This is a genomic window from Flavisolibacter ginsengisoli DSM 18119 (assembly GCF_900129295.1).
Classification (GTDB): domain Bacteria; phylum Bacteroidota; class Bacteroidia; order Chitinophagales; family Chitinophagaceae; genus Flavisolibacter; species Flavisolibacter ginsengisoli.
Window position 1 is genome coordinate 183287 of record NZ_FQUU01000005.1, and the last position, 16022, is coordinate 199308.

Consider the following 16022-nt stretch of genomic DNA (forward strand, 5'->3'; position numbering starts at 1 on the left):
GTTGGATTTAAGGTGATTAAAGCAGACTTTTTATTTCAAAAAACACAAGGAATAAGGGCTGATTGAATATAGCATTATAAGTTCATAAATGGAAAAATGGAAAGCTGGAAATCAATTACCATGAGGGGTGAGCTTAGTTGTTGGTATCAACCTGTTAACAGGTGATGGCTGGTTTGCCATAAAAGCTAAAAAGCGTTCCACATCATACATTGCAGTATGGGCGCAGGGTGATACTTTAGGTAGTATCAGGTCAAAACCGTGATCTGTATGAGGGATGATATGCATTACTACCGGTACTTTTAATTCCAACAGTCGGTTAAACAGTTTACGGGTTGTCCTTACCGGTGCCATAATATCGTCTTCGTCATGAATGAACAAGGTGGGAGGACAGTTGCGGTGCGCATGTGTAATAACCGTAAACATTGTATAAGCCCCCGGTTTTTCTTCAGGATGTCCACCAAGCAATTGCGGTAAAGAACCTATTTGCTCAAAGTTTTTATTCATCCCCAGTCGATAATAATCCTTGCCCATTTTTTTGATGATCCATCCGGGCAATTTTGTGGGAACAGCTTTCTTAAGCTTTCCGGGAATATTTCGGGTAGTGATATGCTGGTTGGTATGATAGTACAGTGCTTCCATATCATTGGTCCCATAAAGTGAGATCACAGCATTGACACTGAGGTCTTTTCCTGCCAGGTCTATGGGTATAAACCGCTGGTCATCGTCGGTATAGGCTGCCAGCAACGCCAGGTGCGCACCTGCAGACCCTCCGCCAATGGTGATCTTTTCCGGATCAATACCGAAGCGGGCTGCGTTTTCTTTCATCCAGGCTATGGCACGTTTTGCATCATCTACCATCCCCATAATACCGGTTTCAGGAGCCAGCCTGTAGGCTACGTCTATGATCACATGTCCCTGTGCTGCCAGGTGGGTAAAGAAAGGTCTTGTTTGAAAATCCTTGTCAAGAAAGTAAAAAGCGCTGCCATGCAGGTAAATAAAAGTCAGGCCAGTGGGTGTGATACCAGGTGCCGGCTGCCAGGTATCACACAAGAGCTTCCGGTCTGTGCCAGGTATGCTTGCAAATGGAATATCCTGTTCGAATCGAGGGGATGGGACTGACGGTAATATAAACTGGAAACGCCTTGACAGGAAGCGGGTCTTTTGCGTTCCAGGTATTTTTTCTTTCCAGCCAGCGCCAAAAGCCTGTTCAAAGCTTCCGGGTGAAGCAGGCGGCCGGGAAACTTTATAAATATGGATACCATAAATTAAGATATCATAAACGCCGATGCAACTGGTAATGAAGGACCCGGTTGCCAATCCTGCAACCAGGGTAAGTAGGCCCACCAACATTAAAAATGGAGAAAGTGCGCATGCAAATAGTTTAACGAACCAAAGTAGTGGTGCCGGCCAGCGCAGGCGCATGAAAAGGGTACTGCTCAGAAGAGCCGCCAGGCTACCCGCTATAACTACCAGTGTGCTTAATATGGTAATGACCAGGTTCACAGTGCTTAAATGCTGTGTTTGATCTTAGGTTGTGGATGACCGTTACTCTTTATTTTTCCTTTAAAACTTTCACCAGGGGTTTTCATGAGTAATCTTTTGTCTTTTGCCCTCTGCAATAACTGCACTGCCAGCACAATCATCCAGAGCATATAGGCGCCTATGTTGATGCGTTCCGCACACCAATCATTGGGGTAGGAAGATTGGATGAAATGCCTGGTGATGCTAGCCAGGTAAGGATGCCAAATACCATAAACACAACAACTGTTAACACTGAATAGATCCTGAATGGCCTCTTCATGGCTGCAGCACCAAAGCCGATCAATGCTAACATCAACACTAAAGTGATAAAGGTCATAACAATGTGCCAGGTATCAGTGAAGCTGCCGCCACCGGCTGCAAGAATCTCCCGCCGGTGCATAGGGGTCCATGCCAATCCAGCAAGCCCACTAATGATCATCAATGTTCCAAGTACGCGTAGGTTCCGGCTTTTGCCTGCCGTAAGCCTGATCCCCCATCCAAATGCAGCAACCAGCAGGGAATATAGAATACCTGGTACCAGCCATATAGCCCTGGTTGGCGCACCAATGGCTGACAATTCACTTACCACCTGTGAAGCAGGATTGTAGCCCGGGTAGAACATAGGAACAATGATATTCATGGCTATATACAAAAGGGAAGCAATGATGCCGCAGGTGAGCAGTAGGTTAACCCATTGTGAAGCAGCTGCTTTTTTTGCCTCTTGAATTTTTACTGGTCTCATGGTTGATGATTTAAAGAGCAAATTCTAAGTTCTGTCAATCCATGATCCTGTAAAATGATGATGGTTAGTCTAACCTGTGATAGCTATCACTACAAGTGCGAATGGTTTTCATCCATGATGGGTTCTACATCTTAAATATGACTGTATACTGTTTGAGTGTAACTGTAAAGAAGCCCTGCAATGAATGGGAGATCAAAAAAAAGGCTGTACAATTATTGCATTATAGGTGGGTGGCAACGGGCCTGACAAAACAATTGAAGAAATTGCAGCAACTTTTCAAACAATGATGATCTGGTCTATACATCCTAAGTATCTTGATAGGGTAGGGTTGGTAGCTCTTTGGAGAGAAACGCTGCTGGCAAAGCATGTATTAAAGGGTAAAACAAAGGGATACGTTAATCATCCCCAGCTTAAAAGGTTCAAAGCCTGTAGCCATCCCTTGCAGGCCATTAATCAATACCTGGAAGAAGTGTATAAAGAAGCTCAGGCAAGGCAATATAATTTTGATGATACTAAGTTTGAAAGCATCCCGGGCCAATTACTATTACCAGTTACCGAAGGCCAGGTGAAATATGAATTCAGTCATTTACTTAAAAAACTACGTGAAAGAGATATAGTTAGATACAATGCGTTCGTGGGCACAGGTATCATTGACGTGCATAAAATCTTTATGATGGTGCCAGGTTCCATCGAACCCTGGGAGCTACTCTCTTAAGGTTAATGCATAAGTACCCTCACTGATTCATCTCATGAATCATTATTCTACAAAATGCCAGCAAACACCCGCAATGTCTACCAGGTTCACCTCTTTCCCATAAGGTTGTTGTGTGGGTTTGCTAACGCGGATACTATATTTACTAGCCAGCTCTCTAACAGTTACCTCCTCATAAAATTCATTGGCATTACTGATCTTGACATTGATCATCAGATTCTCTGCAAATTCTTTATTAGCAAAGTTCTGCAAGATAAATTTGCAGCCATCTCTTTCAAATCCCACATAATCTCCCGCGTCCCAGTTAATGTGAAAACCCAGGTCCTGGAAAAGCCGTTTAGATGCTTCGAAATTTTCTCCGGATGGAATGAATGGTTCAAGTGATAGCAGTTTCATGCTCGTAATATTATAGGTAAAGATATTGGTTTGGATTATCCTGCATGCAGGTTATAAAGAAATCCAAATTGCTATGGAGGTAATCAACAATACGTGATAGCAGTTGAAAGAGTAACGCTTCTTATAATTTAATATTTACTGTTTGGGTAAGCTGGAAACTACCTTGCCCGCTTCATTCAGAAATTCAATTCTTGCACTGCCAGTGGAATCAACAATGAGGCGTATTCTTGTTTTGCCTTTTTTATCTGCCAGGTTGATCAATGCCGATTTATCCGAATCCTTTCCAATAAAGACCCTGTGGGCAAACGCCGGATCGCTGTTTGCCGGCTCTAATAGTTCTTTAATTTTTGCATCCCTCTCCGGGCCCTCAGGCAGTTTCTGAGCAGCTTTGTATTGACGTCGAAACTCTGGGAAGGGAGGACTGTTGTGCCAATCGTCAACATACAGGCCTGTATTCTTGTCTCCATTATCATCAAGGTATTGAAGGTACAAGACCTGGTTTTGGTTGTACTGATCAAAAGAGAAATGCCCTGAAGCAAAATATTTTCCGCTGCTGTCTTTTCTGCCTGTGAATACCAATCCTCCACATTCAGTGGCATTGTCATCATAAAATATGAGGCCAGGTCTGCCACCTCCCGGAAGGCCATAAGGCTTTCCGTAGTATAAATTTTCAGGCGAGCTTTCCATATTGGAAAGAATTAGGCGGGGCTGCCCGTTTGGTTCAACTATATTGATTCGTTTCGCTGTAAGTTGGTCAACAGATAAGTTCTTTCCATTGGTTCCCTGCTTAAAAATAAGGAACAAGGCAAGTAGTAACAGCAGGGAGGAAACTACCGCGTACACCGTTAGGATCTTTACCTGCTTTTTAATGGTATCAAGGCTGTTGTTCATAAGGATTTAGTCGTCTCTTTTAAAGAGATCGAAACTATACCTTTTCATTTACTTTCTAGATGTTAACATTTCAATCCCTTGGTGTGTTGAAAGTGTTTAGCGGGCTTCTATTTAATTATCTCAGTGTATCACCGGGTCTTCTTCGCGAACTCATAGGGAAGACCATCCAATTATTAAGGCGCTTCCTTATTAACTTGTCAACCTGTAAACATTTCAACTTTTTATTTTGCCTTTCTCCCTCCTTACCCACCAATCAACTTATCAATTTGTCAACCCCTTTTTCATTCCCTTAACACTACCCATCTTCCTTTAACATAAGCTTACCTAAGCCGCATTAATCCTGCGAACCTGTTTCATTTCTTATATAACGGAACGAAAGAAAAACCACGTTCCCCATCGGCATATGAAAAAGCAAATTTTACTTTTAGCTTCTGTCATCATCTCCACGCTGGCAATGGCCCAGGACAAACCTCATTTTGGTGTGCGTGGTGGATTTTCTTCTGCCTCTATGAAAGGTGATGCTGTAAACAGTCTTCAAAACCTTTTGGATTTCACCAATGGTGCTATCAGCACTACCAGCCATAGCGGGTTTTTCGGGGGTGGTTATGTAAACATTCCTTTGTCCAAAGAATTATCAGTTGAGCCGGCCATGTATTATACCCAGAAGGGATATACAATGACTGGTAAATTGAATATCAAGGGTGCAGATTTCTTAGGTATAAATGGTAAGGCACAATTGAATTCACAATACATAGACGTACCTGTGGTTTTGAAAGGAACTATGGGAGGGTTGCAGGTTTTTGCAGGACCACAGATCTCTTATCTTACTAAGGCGTCTCTGCATACTACTGCAGGTGCGTTGGGCTTCAATGTGGTGAATAGTACCAGTGATGCTACTTCCCAGTTTAACAGGTGGGATATGGGGTTGACAGGTGGTATAGGTTACCAGTTCTCCAACGGATTGAATATTACAGCCGCTTACGATCATGGTTTATCAAAAGTGGATGCCAACCAGAACCTGAATTCGTACAACAGGTCATTTAAAGTAGGTCTTGGTTTAAACTTCTAATAAGCAATACACATAAAAAAGCAAAAGCCGCTCCAGGAATGAAGCGGCTTTTTTTACACTTAAATACACATGAAAAAAACTCGTTAGTATATGGACGGCAGGAAGGTCTTCTTTAAGGTCAGGGGTTCTTCCCTGTTCCAGGTTAACTTCTTTCCAAATCCGGCTTTATTGTTCGTCATCTTGATCGTATCCAGGCACACCGTCCACACTTCTCCCGGCATGGCCACAGCCATTGGGAACTTCTTGTGATAAAAACTACTTCCATGACTCATGGTGGCAATATGCCCTGTGAATTGAATGCCCTGTATAGCCAATACATTCAGCTTATCGGGTAAGACAGAGCCTGCCAGGTTTCCGTTTTTCTGTAGCAAACCTGCATGCTTTGATGAAGATGATGACTTGAAATAGATACAATCATTCTCTGCGTCAAAGGCGTAAAAACAGGTGAAGCAATAGGGCAGACCTTCTTCATCAATACAGGTAAAGGAAGCTACTGTCTGCCTTTGCATAAACCGGATGATCACAGGATCCATAGATAATGAATTAGGGTGCAAGTAAGCTCATGAAAATTCTTAAGGATATGATATATATCATTAAGAAAGTTGATTTTCATTTAACTGCTACCACTTTGGTATTTCCAGGTCGTCCTTTGAGGGCAGCCTGGGAAAACGCGCATGTGGTTCACGTTGATACCAGAAAGCTACAGATGAAATGTCCGATTTCTGGGGATAATATCGCCAGTCATGTCTCCATCCAAGGTCCTGTATGGTAACTTTCAGATCCTTTTCAAAACGTATAGGGTCCATGATGTGCCAGCGGTACATGCCAAATCCTTGTTGTGAAAGATACAGGCCATCCGGTTTGATCACCTGGTGCAGGCCAGCATAGGCAGTGGAGAAAGGTTCATACTGGTGTGTCTTTGGGTTCTCAAAATTGTATGATCCGCAAAAATAATCTTCAGTGCCTGTGCCATTGATGGTGGGAAAGTCTGAATCTCCATCCATGTAGAACTTGATCTCCCCTTCACCCCACCAGGCATTATTGTTCACGTTCCAAGCAATGTAAGTACCTACATATTGGCCTTTTCCCTTGATGCCGTCCACTAATGTATGTAAGGAGCCTGTAGTTGGGTTTGATCGCCTGAACTGGGCATGCAAATAAGCTTCATCATCACCAACCTTGGTAAGTGTATAATCCACCTGGTAGTATAAACGCATAGGAGCATTGTCAAGGTTTTCCATGGTGATGCGGCATTTTTTACGGAAAGGCATCTTCCAGTAACAGTTAAAAGCGCTGCCGGGATTGACCGTTACTGCCAGTGAGTTCAATGGTGCATATTGATTCAATCCCATACCAAAGAAATCACCTACAGGCACTTCAATGGAAGGCTCTTTTTCATCATCCCAATAAAAACGGAGAATGGAAAAACGCCAGTTGCCCGTAGGTGTCATCCAGATATGCTGGATGGCGCCGGGGCCTTCTATTTCCGCAATGGTCATGGTTTCTTTACCCACTATCTCTATAAAGGGATTTACCTTCCATCCCTTACCAAGATCACGCGCTGCATGGGCAGAGTTGGCCAGGTTCCTTTTGCCGCTATCCAGTTTTGGATCTGCCATACCTCCCTTTCCTTTGGCACCAGTATAATTTTCAGGAGAGATGGACCGGGTTTTAGCATCACTTAATCTTGACAAATTGCCCATGTTCATATCAAGACCATTAAACCCCTGCTGGCAATAGCCAACAAATGACAGTGCAATAGCTAATAAAGAAAGCGTAAACTTCATGAAATGGTTTTTAATGTATGAAAGGATGTTGTTGAGGTGTAAATCTAACAAAACATGAGTAGTGTGTAAGGGACGTTTCTAAATATAGAAGATGATATACAATTGGGAAACGGTCAGTTGCGCAATCGTAAATGTTTTGATATAAGGTTTTCAAGTTTCATTAAGCTAATATTATTAAATTCTCCTGCTGGCGAATAAGGAAAACTATTATCAATCGGAGGATCTTCTAACGCTAAATAATAATTGTCTTCGTCTTCACGAATAGAAATATATGCTAAGTATCTTCCCGAGTTGTCGATTAAACCAATAGCATTTTCAGAAGATTCCCAATGGTCTTGTATTAAAATATTGTTTGCACCATATTTTGTTTGGAGATAAATGACGATATCTTTTATTTTCTGATTCTTTTCCATCATAGAAATGTGATAATAATCTTATTGTCATAAGAAATATCATTGACTAAATGTAACTCACATCATTTCATTATATGCAACGCTAACCAGTTTGGTTAAATTTGTATGATACTTGCATACATCAGCCCATGGTTACATTACCCTCCATATTAGATAATGATTTCTACAAGTTCACTATGCAGCAGTGTGTAGTGAAATTATTTCCAAGGGCCAGGGCACGCTATAAATTCATCAATCGCGGACACCATGCTTTCCCTGAAGGCTTTGCACAGGCTTTGAAAGCTTCTGTAGGCTCAATGTCAGGATTGTCCTTGTCAGGAGAAGAGAAAGAATGGCTGGGTGAAACATGTCCTTATCTGGATCCTGTTTACCTCGACTTCCTGCAAGGGTACCGCTATGATCCATCAGAAGTGAGCATTGTACAAAATGGACAGGACGTGGAAGTGCATGTAGAAGGCTACTGGTACCGGACCATACTTTGGGAAGTGCCATTGCTTTGCCTGATATCAGAAAATTTTTACAAACTGCATAATGGAGAAAGGCAAAGCGACCAGGTCATTGCACAAAAAACAAAGGAGAAAATAGAAGCCTATGACAAACTGGGTGTGACCATTGCAGAATTTGGTACCCGCCGCAGGCATTCCTTTGAAGTGCAGGACATGGTGGTAAGAACATTAAAGCAGTGGGGAAAAACCTTTGTAGGTACCAGCAATGTGCACCTGGCAAGAATGCATAACACCAAACCAATTGGAACCCATGCACATGAATGGTTCATGTTTCATGCCGCTAAATATGGATTCAAGATGGCCAATACCATCGCCCTGGAAAACTGGATTGAGATCTATAGGGGAGATTTGGGTATTGCCTTATCAGACACTTTTACCACGGATGAATTCTTTGAGGTGTTTGACAGGAAGTTTTCCAAGCTCTTTGACGGTGTTCGTCATGACAGTGGTGATCCGCTGATCTTTGCAGAAAAAACAGTGCTGCATTACCGTTCCCTCAGTATCAACCCGATGACAAAAACAATCATTTTCTCTGATGCGCTGAATTATAAAAAAGTGGAACTGATCGCCAATTATTGCAAGGGCAAGATCGGTGTGTCTTTCGGAATAGGAACCAATTTCTCCAACGATGTAGGACTGACCCCCATGAATATCGTTATTAAAATGACTGAAGCCATGCCTGAAAATGAAGCATGGACACCAGTGGTGAAACTTTCTGACGAGCCGGCAAAGTACACCGGCGAACCCGATGCCATAGAACTGGCGAAAAAGGTTTTACAAATACCATAGCACTAAGATTAATAGCTTAAAGAGGATTATAGAGGAGAATAGCAAACTACTTAAACCTACAAGATTCACTTGATTAGATAAGATCTCCCGACTACCGACTACCGCCTCCCGACTCCCGACTCATCCTTCCAGGTCTATCCCCAACCTGTTCACCGTCTGCAACAGCTCCACGGCGTTCTTCACTTCCAGTTTTTGATTGATGTTCTTACGATGGGTCTTGATGGTTAGCTCGCTGAGAAATAATTTTTCTGCTATCTCCCGGTTGCCTTTTCCCTGCAGCACCAGCTTTATGATCTCTTTTTCGCGGCTGCTTAATTTGACAGGAGAGGGGATGAAATCAGTTGGGGGCAATTGCACCAGGTCCTTCAACCTTGCATCGAGGTAAGTGTTGCCACTGTAGGCAGTTTCAATGGCCTCGCAAAGAACAGCGCTTCCAGAATTCTTCAAAACATATCCATGCGCGAAAGGTGCATAGAGATTTTCTTTTGCCAGTGCGCCTGGGTGATACATGGTCAGAAACACCACCCTGGTATGCGGGTAGTCTTTCCTGATGATCTTTGACAATACAATTCCATTTTTACCAGGCATGTTCACATCCAATACGGCCACATCCACCGGGTGCTGGCTGATATATTCTTCTACTGCATCTCCATCGGTGCATTCCGCAACGATCTGCAGGTGATCAAATTTTTGCAGGGCATTCCTAACCCCTTCCAGGAACATAGGGTGATCGTCTGCTAATAATAGTTTTATCCGTTGCTTCATGAGGTATGATGGGAAATTCGATCGATATGCGGCAGCCTTTATTTACCTGGCTGTCCACTTCAAACCGGCCATTCACAAATGTAACCAAACCTTTTATCTGGGAGAATCCTAATCCTTCCTTCCAATTCGCCTTATCAAATCCGCGCCCATTGTCTTCCACAAAAATGGAAATCAGTTCAGGCTCCAGCATCACCTGTATCATTACTTCCGTGGCATGAGCATGCTTGACGGCATTCTGCATTAATTCCTGCAGTATGCGGTAAACCATTAACTCGTTTTGAAAGGCCGATGCTTCCAAAGTTCCGATAGATTCAAGGTGGATATGGATCTTTCCCGTCCGGTTGTATTGTTCTATCAAATCACGTAAGGCCTGCATCAATCCTTTCTTTTGCAGGATCACTGGCGAGAGGCTATGCGAAATATTCCGCACTTCATCCGTCAGGCTGCTCACATCTTCAATGGTATGCTGAAGCAAGGAAGCATTATTCAAGGGCTTATCGCCCAGTGCTTCGAGGTTGTATTTGATAGAAGAAAGTCCTGCACCAATAGAGTCGTGCAACAGGCCTGATAATCGTTTCATTTCCTTTTCCTGGTATTCACTTACAGACTTGAATATATTCTCCTGTCTACGATTCAATTCAACCAGCAATTCTTCTGCATGGAGCTTGTAGTTTTTGAATCGAACTGAAAGGGCCAGGGCCAGCAGGCAGATCTCTACAGAAAATCCAATGTTCACTGCATTCCTGGTGAACAATGAATCGGAAAGGTTGCCCGTGATGTATTGCATATACACCTGCGAGGAGATGGTGAAAAGTAGTGAGGCAAAAAAGATATAGCCTGAATACCTGATTTTCCTGGTGTAACCCAGTGCCGCAAATACAAATACGGGAATAATAGAGGCAACCATCAGCACCTGCATAAACACCAGCCAGAAAATACGCAACATCCCTGTATTGGGGATTACGGTAAAAGCCAGCACAAAACAGAGTAAATAAAAACCGATAAACCAGTTAGTGAATTGGTAGATACGGGGAAAGTGATCTTTGGTTTTCAGTAAAGCCCTTGAAAAAAGAATGTAATAGAGGGGAGCCTGGGAAATGGTAAACGGACGAATGAAATCCGCTATGCCCGGATGGTTCGGGTACAAAAACATAAAGCTTAAGCCAAAGTCGGTGAATATATATCCTGCCACCATCAACACATACAGGCTATAATAAACATAGAGCCTGTCACGCATATTGAAGTACAGGAATAATGTAAACAACAGGATGAATATGCTGATGCCTACCAGCAATCCCTGTAGCAGATTGTTCTGACGGTTGTAGACCATGAATTCATCATCAGTGAAAAAATTAAGCGGGAGGTGCAGCTGTTCATTTCTTTTATCTACAAGTAGCAGTAACTGGAGATGGTCAGTTTTCAGGTTGATCTTATATACAAACTGCGCATGGTTCATGTTCCTTGTACTGAATGGAAGATGATCACCGGTCATTGGGTATTCCATCAACAGGTTGCTATCTTTCAATAGCCAGGCCCCCAGGAAATTTATATGTGGGTTATTGATCTCCAGGTACACAACGGAATCTTTTATAGGCAGTGCAGAGAGGTCAAGGTACAGCCATACCTGTTCATTCTTATAACTCAGGTTTAGGGATGCCGGAACAGGTTGCATCAATGTCATGATGGAACGATAGCGATCGTAGCTGCGTTCTGAGCTACTATCCAGGGAATAGCGCAGTGATAATAGCTGCGGGTTGATGGGTTGTTCATTCAAAAACAGGTTGACACCAGCCCTGCCGGCAAAGCTGCCAGTAAGGAACACCAAAATGAATAGCAGCCGTTTATGGTATGTATGAATGTTGTTCACAAAAACTATAGCGTTAAAAATATACTTTGTTATAGTATTAAACGAACAGCGCTAAAAATTACCCCTTTGTAGGTAGGGCGAGGAGATAAGGATGTGAGTTGACAAGTTGAAAAGTTGACAAGGGCCGACCTTAAATTCTTTGTACTTCTTCTGGTTCTTTGTGTTTCTTAGAGCCTTCGCGGCTTTGCGGCATTCTCTCTACTTCGCCAGCGAGTCTCTTTGCATGGGTTAACATGTATTCATCGAACATAATCATAAGCAAAGGACTCGCGGCCATTGAAATTTCATAGCTTAACCCACCAGGCGTACCTACGGCACGCTGATTTATCCACGATCTTTTTTGCTACCAACAAAATGTTCCTATGGAACATGCAGAACTCCAAAACTACAATCATGTATTCTCTCCTGCACAATGAGCATTGCCCGTTTTGTAAAGACTGTAATTAAAAAAGACGCTCTGACCTAAACACTTCATCAATCAATATTCCACTTAATAACCGCAGAGGGCGCGGTGCCTCTTTGTGACGCTCTGCCGCCGTGGTTCCTCTCTCTCCTTTCATCATTCGATATTCTTTTGTTCGACATTCAATATTCCTCTCTCTACTCCCGACTCTCTCTCTTGTCAACTTGTCAACCTGTCAACCTGTACCTGCCATTCCTCCTCAAAATCCTTTCAATCCCATAAATCTTAGTTCTCTTTAGTTCTATAATTCTTAAATTCATTACCTCAACATTTTTTAAAACACTCAACAGATATTATGAGAAAATTGCTTGCCCTGCTGGCGGGGGTGTTTATACTCCTTTCTGTTCATGCGCAGATAGATGCCGGTCTATTCAGGTTTCCTGATGTTTCTGCATCGCAGATCGTTTTTACCTATGCCAATGACCTATGGGTGATGCCAAAAGAAGGTGGCCAGGCTACCCGTTTGAGTTCACCTGCAGGCGTGGAGAGCTATCCCAAGTTCTCCCCTGATGGCAGGACCATTGCTTTTACCGGTAATTATGATGGTAACAGCGATGCCTATACGATTCCCGTAACCGGTGGTATACCGGTACGGCTGACTGCCCATGGTTATCCTGACAGGGTGGTGGACTGGACCGTTGATGGTAAAAATGTATTGTTTGCCTCCGGTCGCGAAAGCGGCAAAGCAAGGTTCAACCAATTTTATAGGGTGCCCGCTACGGGTGGGGCGGAGCAGAAGCTGCCCCTTGCCTATGCGGAATATGGATCCTATTCTCCTGATGGCAAAGAGCTGGCGCTGGTGTTTCGTTCGCAGGTAGGCCGCAACTGGAAGCGCTACCGCGGTGGATGGAAGGCCGACATCCATATATTCAACCTGCAGAACAATACTTCAATAAACATTTCACGCAATGAGGATGCAGGTGCCGAATTTCCGATGTGGCATGGCAACAGCATATACTTTCTTTCTGACCGCGGCCCCGAACTGCGTATGAATATCTGGAAGTACGACATTAACACCAAGGCATTTTCACAGGTAACCCATTTTGGAGACTATGATGTGCATTATCCCTCCCAGGGCCCAGATGATATTGTTTTTGAAGCAGGAGGAAAATTATGGCTCCTTCCTTTTTCATCTGCACAGCTAAAAGAAGTGAAGGTGAGCGTGGTTACGGACAGGGCTATGCTGAAGCCAAAGATGGAAACAGCAGAAAAGCTGGTGGAGAATGTGGCGCTAAGCGCTGATGGCAACCGGGTGCTGGTAGAAGCAAGGGGAGATATTTTCTCTGTACCTGCAGAAAATGGCTTTGTTAAGAACCTGACCCGCAGCTCAGGATCTGCAGAGCGATCACCAGCCTGGTCTCCTGATGGTGAACATATTGCCTACTGGAGCGATGAATCAGGTGAATATGAATTGTGGCTGGCCGAACCGGCAAAAGAAAACAGCGCCCGCAAGCTTACCAGTTATGGACCTGGTTTCCGGTACAATCTATACTGGTCCCCGGATAGTAAGAAGCTGGCATTTATAGACAAGGCCATGAACATAAGGGTGTATGATATTGCCAGCAAAAGCACTACTGATATTGATAAAGCCCTTCGATTTATGCATGGCGATCTTTCGGGATTTACTTTCAACTGGTCGCCGGATAGCCGCTGGCTAACCTATAGCCGTGACCTTGATAATTCCCACAGGGCCATCTTCATCTATGATTACCCCAATAAAAAGCTGCACCAGGTAACTAAAGGTTATTATAACACTACCAACCCTGTGTTTGACCCTGAGGGTAAATACCTCTACCTCATTACCTCTCAAAGCTTTCAGCCTAATTACAGTGATGTTGATAATACATTCATCTATGCCAATACCCAGCAGGTGGCAGCCATCAGTTTGAAAAAGACTACGCCCTCCTTGCTGGCACCAAAGAATGATACGGTGACGCTGAACCTTCAGTCGCCTGAAAAGAAAGAAGCCCTGAAGAAAAAAGCCCGCAAGGAAAAGAAGGATTCACTGTCTGTTCAGCCTTTGCCTGAAGCAGCAAAGGTGGATATCGACTTTGATGGCCTTGAACAAAGACTGGTGCTGCTGCCTGCAACACCGGGAAATTATGGAACACTGGCCGCCACAAAAGATAAGGTGATTTATTTGAAGCTACCCAACACCGGCAGCAGTGAAGGGAAAGGCGTGATAAAATATTACGATAAGGAGAAAAGAGAGGAAAAGACCATCCTGGAAGATGCCAATTATTTCCTGCTTTCAGAGAATAAGGCGAAGATCCTGGTGTTCCGTCCTAATAATGCCTTTGCCATCATTAAGCCTGAAGAAGGCCAGAAGTTTGAAAAGCCACTGAGATTATCAGAAATGCAGGTGATGGTGGACCCGGCAAAAGAATGGAAGCAATTGTTCCTTGACGCCTGGCGCCTGGAACGGGATTATTTCTATGATCCCAAAATGCATGGTGTGGACTGGAATGGGGTGAAGGAGCGGTATTCTAAAATGCTGGCGGGAGCCATGACAAGAGAGGAAGCCGATTTTGTAATAGGCGAGATGATCGGTGAGCTCAATGCTTCGCATACCTATCATGGTGGCGGAGATATGGAGCATCCTGAGCAAAAGTCGGTAGGTTACCTGGGTGTTGACTGGGAAGCCGATGGCGATCATTATAAAGTCAAAAAGATCATCAGGGGAGCCGAATGGGATGCTGAGGTGCGTTCACCGCTTGACAAGGCAGGTGTAGATCTGAAAGCAGGTGATTATATCCTGGCAGTGAATGGAGTGCCTTTGACCACCGCGCAGGAACCTTTTGCAGCCTTTGCAGGTTTGTCTAAAAAGGCAGTGGAGATCACTTATAACACTACTCCTTCCTGGAATGGCGCTAAAACGGCTATAGTGGAAACCCTGGATGACGAATCGCGCCTGCGCAACCTGGCCTGGATTGAAGGCATGCGCAAAAGGGTAGAGGAAGCTACCAATGACGAGGTAGGATATATCTATGTGCCCAGTACAGGCATTGATGGGCAGAATGAGCTGATGCGGCAATTCAGTGCCCAGTGGGACAAAAAAGCGCTTATTATAGATGAACGTTTCAATAATGGCGGACAGATACCTGACCGATTCATCGAAATGCTGAACCGCGATCCTTTGGCCTTCTGGGCTATCAGGGATGGCAGTTCCTGGCCATGGCCTCCTTATGCCAATTTTGGCCCTAAAGTGATGTTGATCAATGGCTGGAGTGGTTCCGGTGGCGATGCCTTCCCCGATTATTTCAAGAGAAAAGGCCTTGGACCATTGATCGGTGCGCGCACCTGGGGCGGATTGATAGGGATTTCTGGCGTTCCTAACCTGGTTGATGGAGGAAGCATTACAGTTCCTACTTTCCGCATGTATAATCCGGATGGAACCTGGTTCAGGGAAGGACATGGTGTTGACCCGGACATAGCTGTAGATGAAGACCTGGCAGCCATGGCCAAAGGAACAGATCCGCAACTGGAAAGGGCTATAACCGAAATAAAGAACCTTTTAAAGACTAAAGGTTTCAAGGCCCCGGCGGTTCCGGTCACGGAAAAAAGGGCATATTGATACAGTTCACTTGCTTCAACAATATAATGGCCTGGGATACCGGGCCATTTTTATTCCTTCATGCGATTCAGGTAACCTGAATAATCCGGGATGCTGATGGCATGTTCCTCCTCCATCAATAACGAGGTCAATACAAAATCCGCGGTGCTCCTGTTGCAGGCTATGACAATATTCCAGGCTACTGCAATGCGCAGCAAGGCCTTTACATCACTGTCATGAGCCTGGGCCATCATAGGATCCCAGAAAAACAGGATAATATCCAGCTTTCCTTCGGCTATCATGGCACCTAATTGCTGGTCGCCGCCAAGAGGCCCGCTCATAAGTTTCTTAACCGGTACATGCAGGATCTTTTCCAGCAGGGTGCCTGTAGTCCCTGTAGCAATGAGCTTATGGCTTGCCAGGACAGTTTTATTGTAAGTGACCCAGTCCAGCAGGTCTGCTTTCTTATTGTCGTGTGCTACCAGCGCAATACGCTTTACCGGCTGCATTTTCCTTAATGAATCCATTGATCACAATTTATAGGTGAT

15 protein-coding genes are annotated in these 16022 nt (G+C 44.1%); 4 read left to right on the forward strand and 11 right to left on the reverse strand.

Annotated elements, in window-relative coordinates; genetic code table 11:
• Positions 1-111: 111 nt before the first annotated feature.
• Genes BUA53_RS08140 through BUA53_RS08145 form a run of 3 tightly spaced genes read right to left on the reverse strand, consistent with a single transcriptional unit; the run spans position 112 to position 2263 of the window.
• Complete coding sequence (locus BUA53_RS08140; protein WP_072834864.1) at positions 112-1503, reverse strand: alpha/beta hydrolase; 1392 nt, start codon at positions 1501-1503, stop codon at positions 112-114.
• Positions 1504-1508: 5 nt separating this feature from the next.
• The gene (locus BUA53_RS21430) at positions 1509-1652 is read right to left on the reverse strand and encodes a hypothetical protein (RefSeq protein ID WP_217652958.1); all 144 of its coding nucleotides are present in this window, start codon (positions 1650-1652) and stop codon (positions 1509-1511) included.
• Positions 1653-1660: 8 nt separating this feature from the next.
• Positions 1661-2263 carry a DUF998 domain-containing protein gene (locus BUA53_RS08145; protein WP_072834865.1) on the reverse strand — a complete coding sequence of 201 codons (603 nt, stop codon included), beginning with the start codon at positions 2261-2263 and terminating at the stop codon, positions 1661-1663.
• Between the two features lie 283 nt (positions 2264-2546).
• Between BUA53_RS08145 and BUA53_RS08155 the strand changes: the two genes are divergently transcribed.
• Positions 2547-2978 (forward strand): pyrimidine dimer DNA glycosylase/endonuclease V, encoded by a 432-nt coding sequence (locus tag BUA53_RS08155; RefSeq protein WP_072834867.1) that lies wholly within the window; start codon positions 2547-2549, stop codon positions 2976-2978.
• A gap of 42 nt (positions 2979-3020) precedes the next feature.
• On the opposite strand, the gene BUA53_RS08160 is transcribed toward BUA53_RS08155, so the two are convergent.
• Positions 3021-3371, reverse strand: coding sequence for a VOC family protein (locus tag BUA53_RS08160; protein WP_072834868.1), 351 nt, complete (start codon positions 3369-3371; stop codon positions 3021-3023).
• Between the two features lie 135 nt (positions 3372-3506).
• Entirely contained in the window at positions 3507-4262 is a 756-nt protein-coding gene (locus BUA53_RS08165) for a hypothetical protein (protein WP_072834869.1), read from the reverse strand.
• Positions 4263-4665: 403 nt separating this feature from the next.
• Here BUA53_RS08165 and BUA53_RS08170 point away from each other — a divergent pair, with 403 nt between their 5' ends.
• Entirely contained in the window at positions 4666-5331 is a 666-nt protein-coding gene (locus BUA53_RS08170; RefSeq protein ID WP_072834870.1) for a porin family protein, read from the forward strand.
• Between the two features lie 83 nt (positions 5332-5414).
• Here the strand turns inward: BUA53_RS08170 and BUA53_RS08175 are convergent, their stop codons facing one another.
• From BUA53_RS08175 to BUA53_RS08185, 3 genes are all read right to left on the reverse strand, one after another.
• Positions 5415-5864 carry a PNPOx family protein gene (locus BUA53_RS08175; RefSeq protein ID WP_072834871.1) on the reverse strand — a complete coding sequence of 150 codons (450 nt, stop codon included), beginning with the start codon at positions 5862-5864 and terminating at the stop codon, positions 5415-5417.
• 87 nt (positions 5865-5951) lie between these two features.
• On the reverse strand, positions 5952-7118 hold the full coding sequence (locus tag BUA53_RS08180) for a glycoside hydrolase family 172 protein (protein ID WP_072834872.1): 1167 nt from the start codon (positions 7116-7118) through the stop codon (positions 5952-5954).
• 113 nt (positions 7119-7231) lie between these two features.
• Positions 7232-7534, reverse strand: coding sequence for a hypothetical protein (locus BUA53_RS08185; protein WP_072834873.1), 303 nt, complete (start codon positions 7532-7534; stop codon positions 7232-7234).
• Positions 7535-7659: 125 nt separating this feature from the next.
• Here BUA53_RS08185 and pncB point away from each other — a divergent pair, with 125 nt between their 5' ends.
• Positions 7660-8826, forward strand: coding sequence for a nicotinate phosphoribosyltransferase (gene pncB / locus BUA53_RS08190; RefSeq protein ID WP_072834874.1), 1167 nt, complete (start codon positions 7660-7662; stop codon positions 8824-8826).
• Between the two features lie 120 nt (positions 8827-8946).
• Here the strand turns inward: pncB and BUA53_RS08195 are convergent, their stop codons facing one another.
• Together BUA53_RS08195 and BUA53_RS08200 are read right to left on the reverse strand one after the other, a co-directional pair.
• Positions 8947-9591, reverse strand: a complete 645-nt coding sequence (locus tag BUA53_RS08195; protein WP_084079899.1) for a response regulator — start codon at positions 9589-9591, stop codon at positions 8947-8949.
• Positions 9530-11458 (reverse strand): sensor histidine kinase, encoded by a 1929-nt coding sequence (locus BUA53_RS08200; RefSeq protein ID WP_072834876.1) that lies wholly within the window; start codon positions 11456-11458, stop codon positions 9530-9532. The genes BUA53_RS08195 and BUA53_RS08200 overlap by 62 nt, the downstream gene beginning before the upstream one ends.
• A 758-nt stretch (positions 11459-12216) precedes the next feature.
• Here BUA53_RS08200 and BUA53_RS08205 point away from each other — a divergent pair.
• Positions 12217-15495 carry a S41 family peptidase gene (locus BUA53_RS08205; RefSeq protein WP_072834877.1) on the forward strand — a complete coding sequence of 1093 codons (3279 nt, stop codon included), beginning with the start codon at positions 12217-12219 and terminating at the stop codon, positions 15493-15495.
• Between the two features lie 50 nt (positions 15496-15545).
• On the opposite strand, the gene BUA53_RS08210 is transcribed toward BUA53_RS08205, so the two are convergent.
• Positions 15546-16001 (reverse strand): methylglyoxal synthase, encoded by a 456-nt coding sequence (locus BUA53_RS08210; protein WP_072834878.1) that lies wholly within the window; start codon positions 15999-16001, stop codon positions 15546-15548.
• Positions 16002-16022 lie beyond the last annotated feature (21 nt).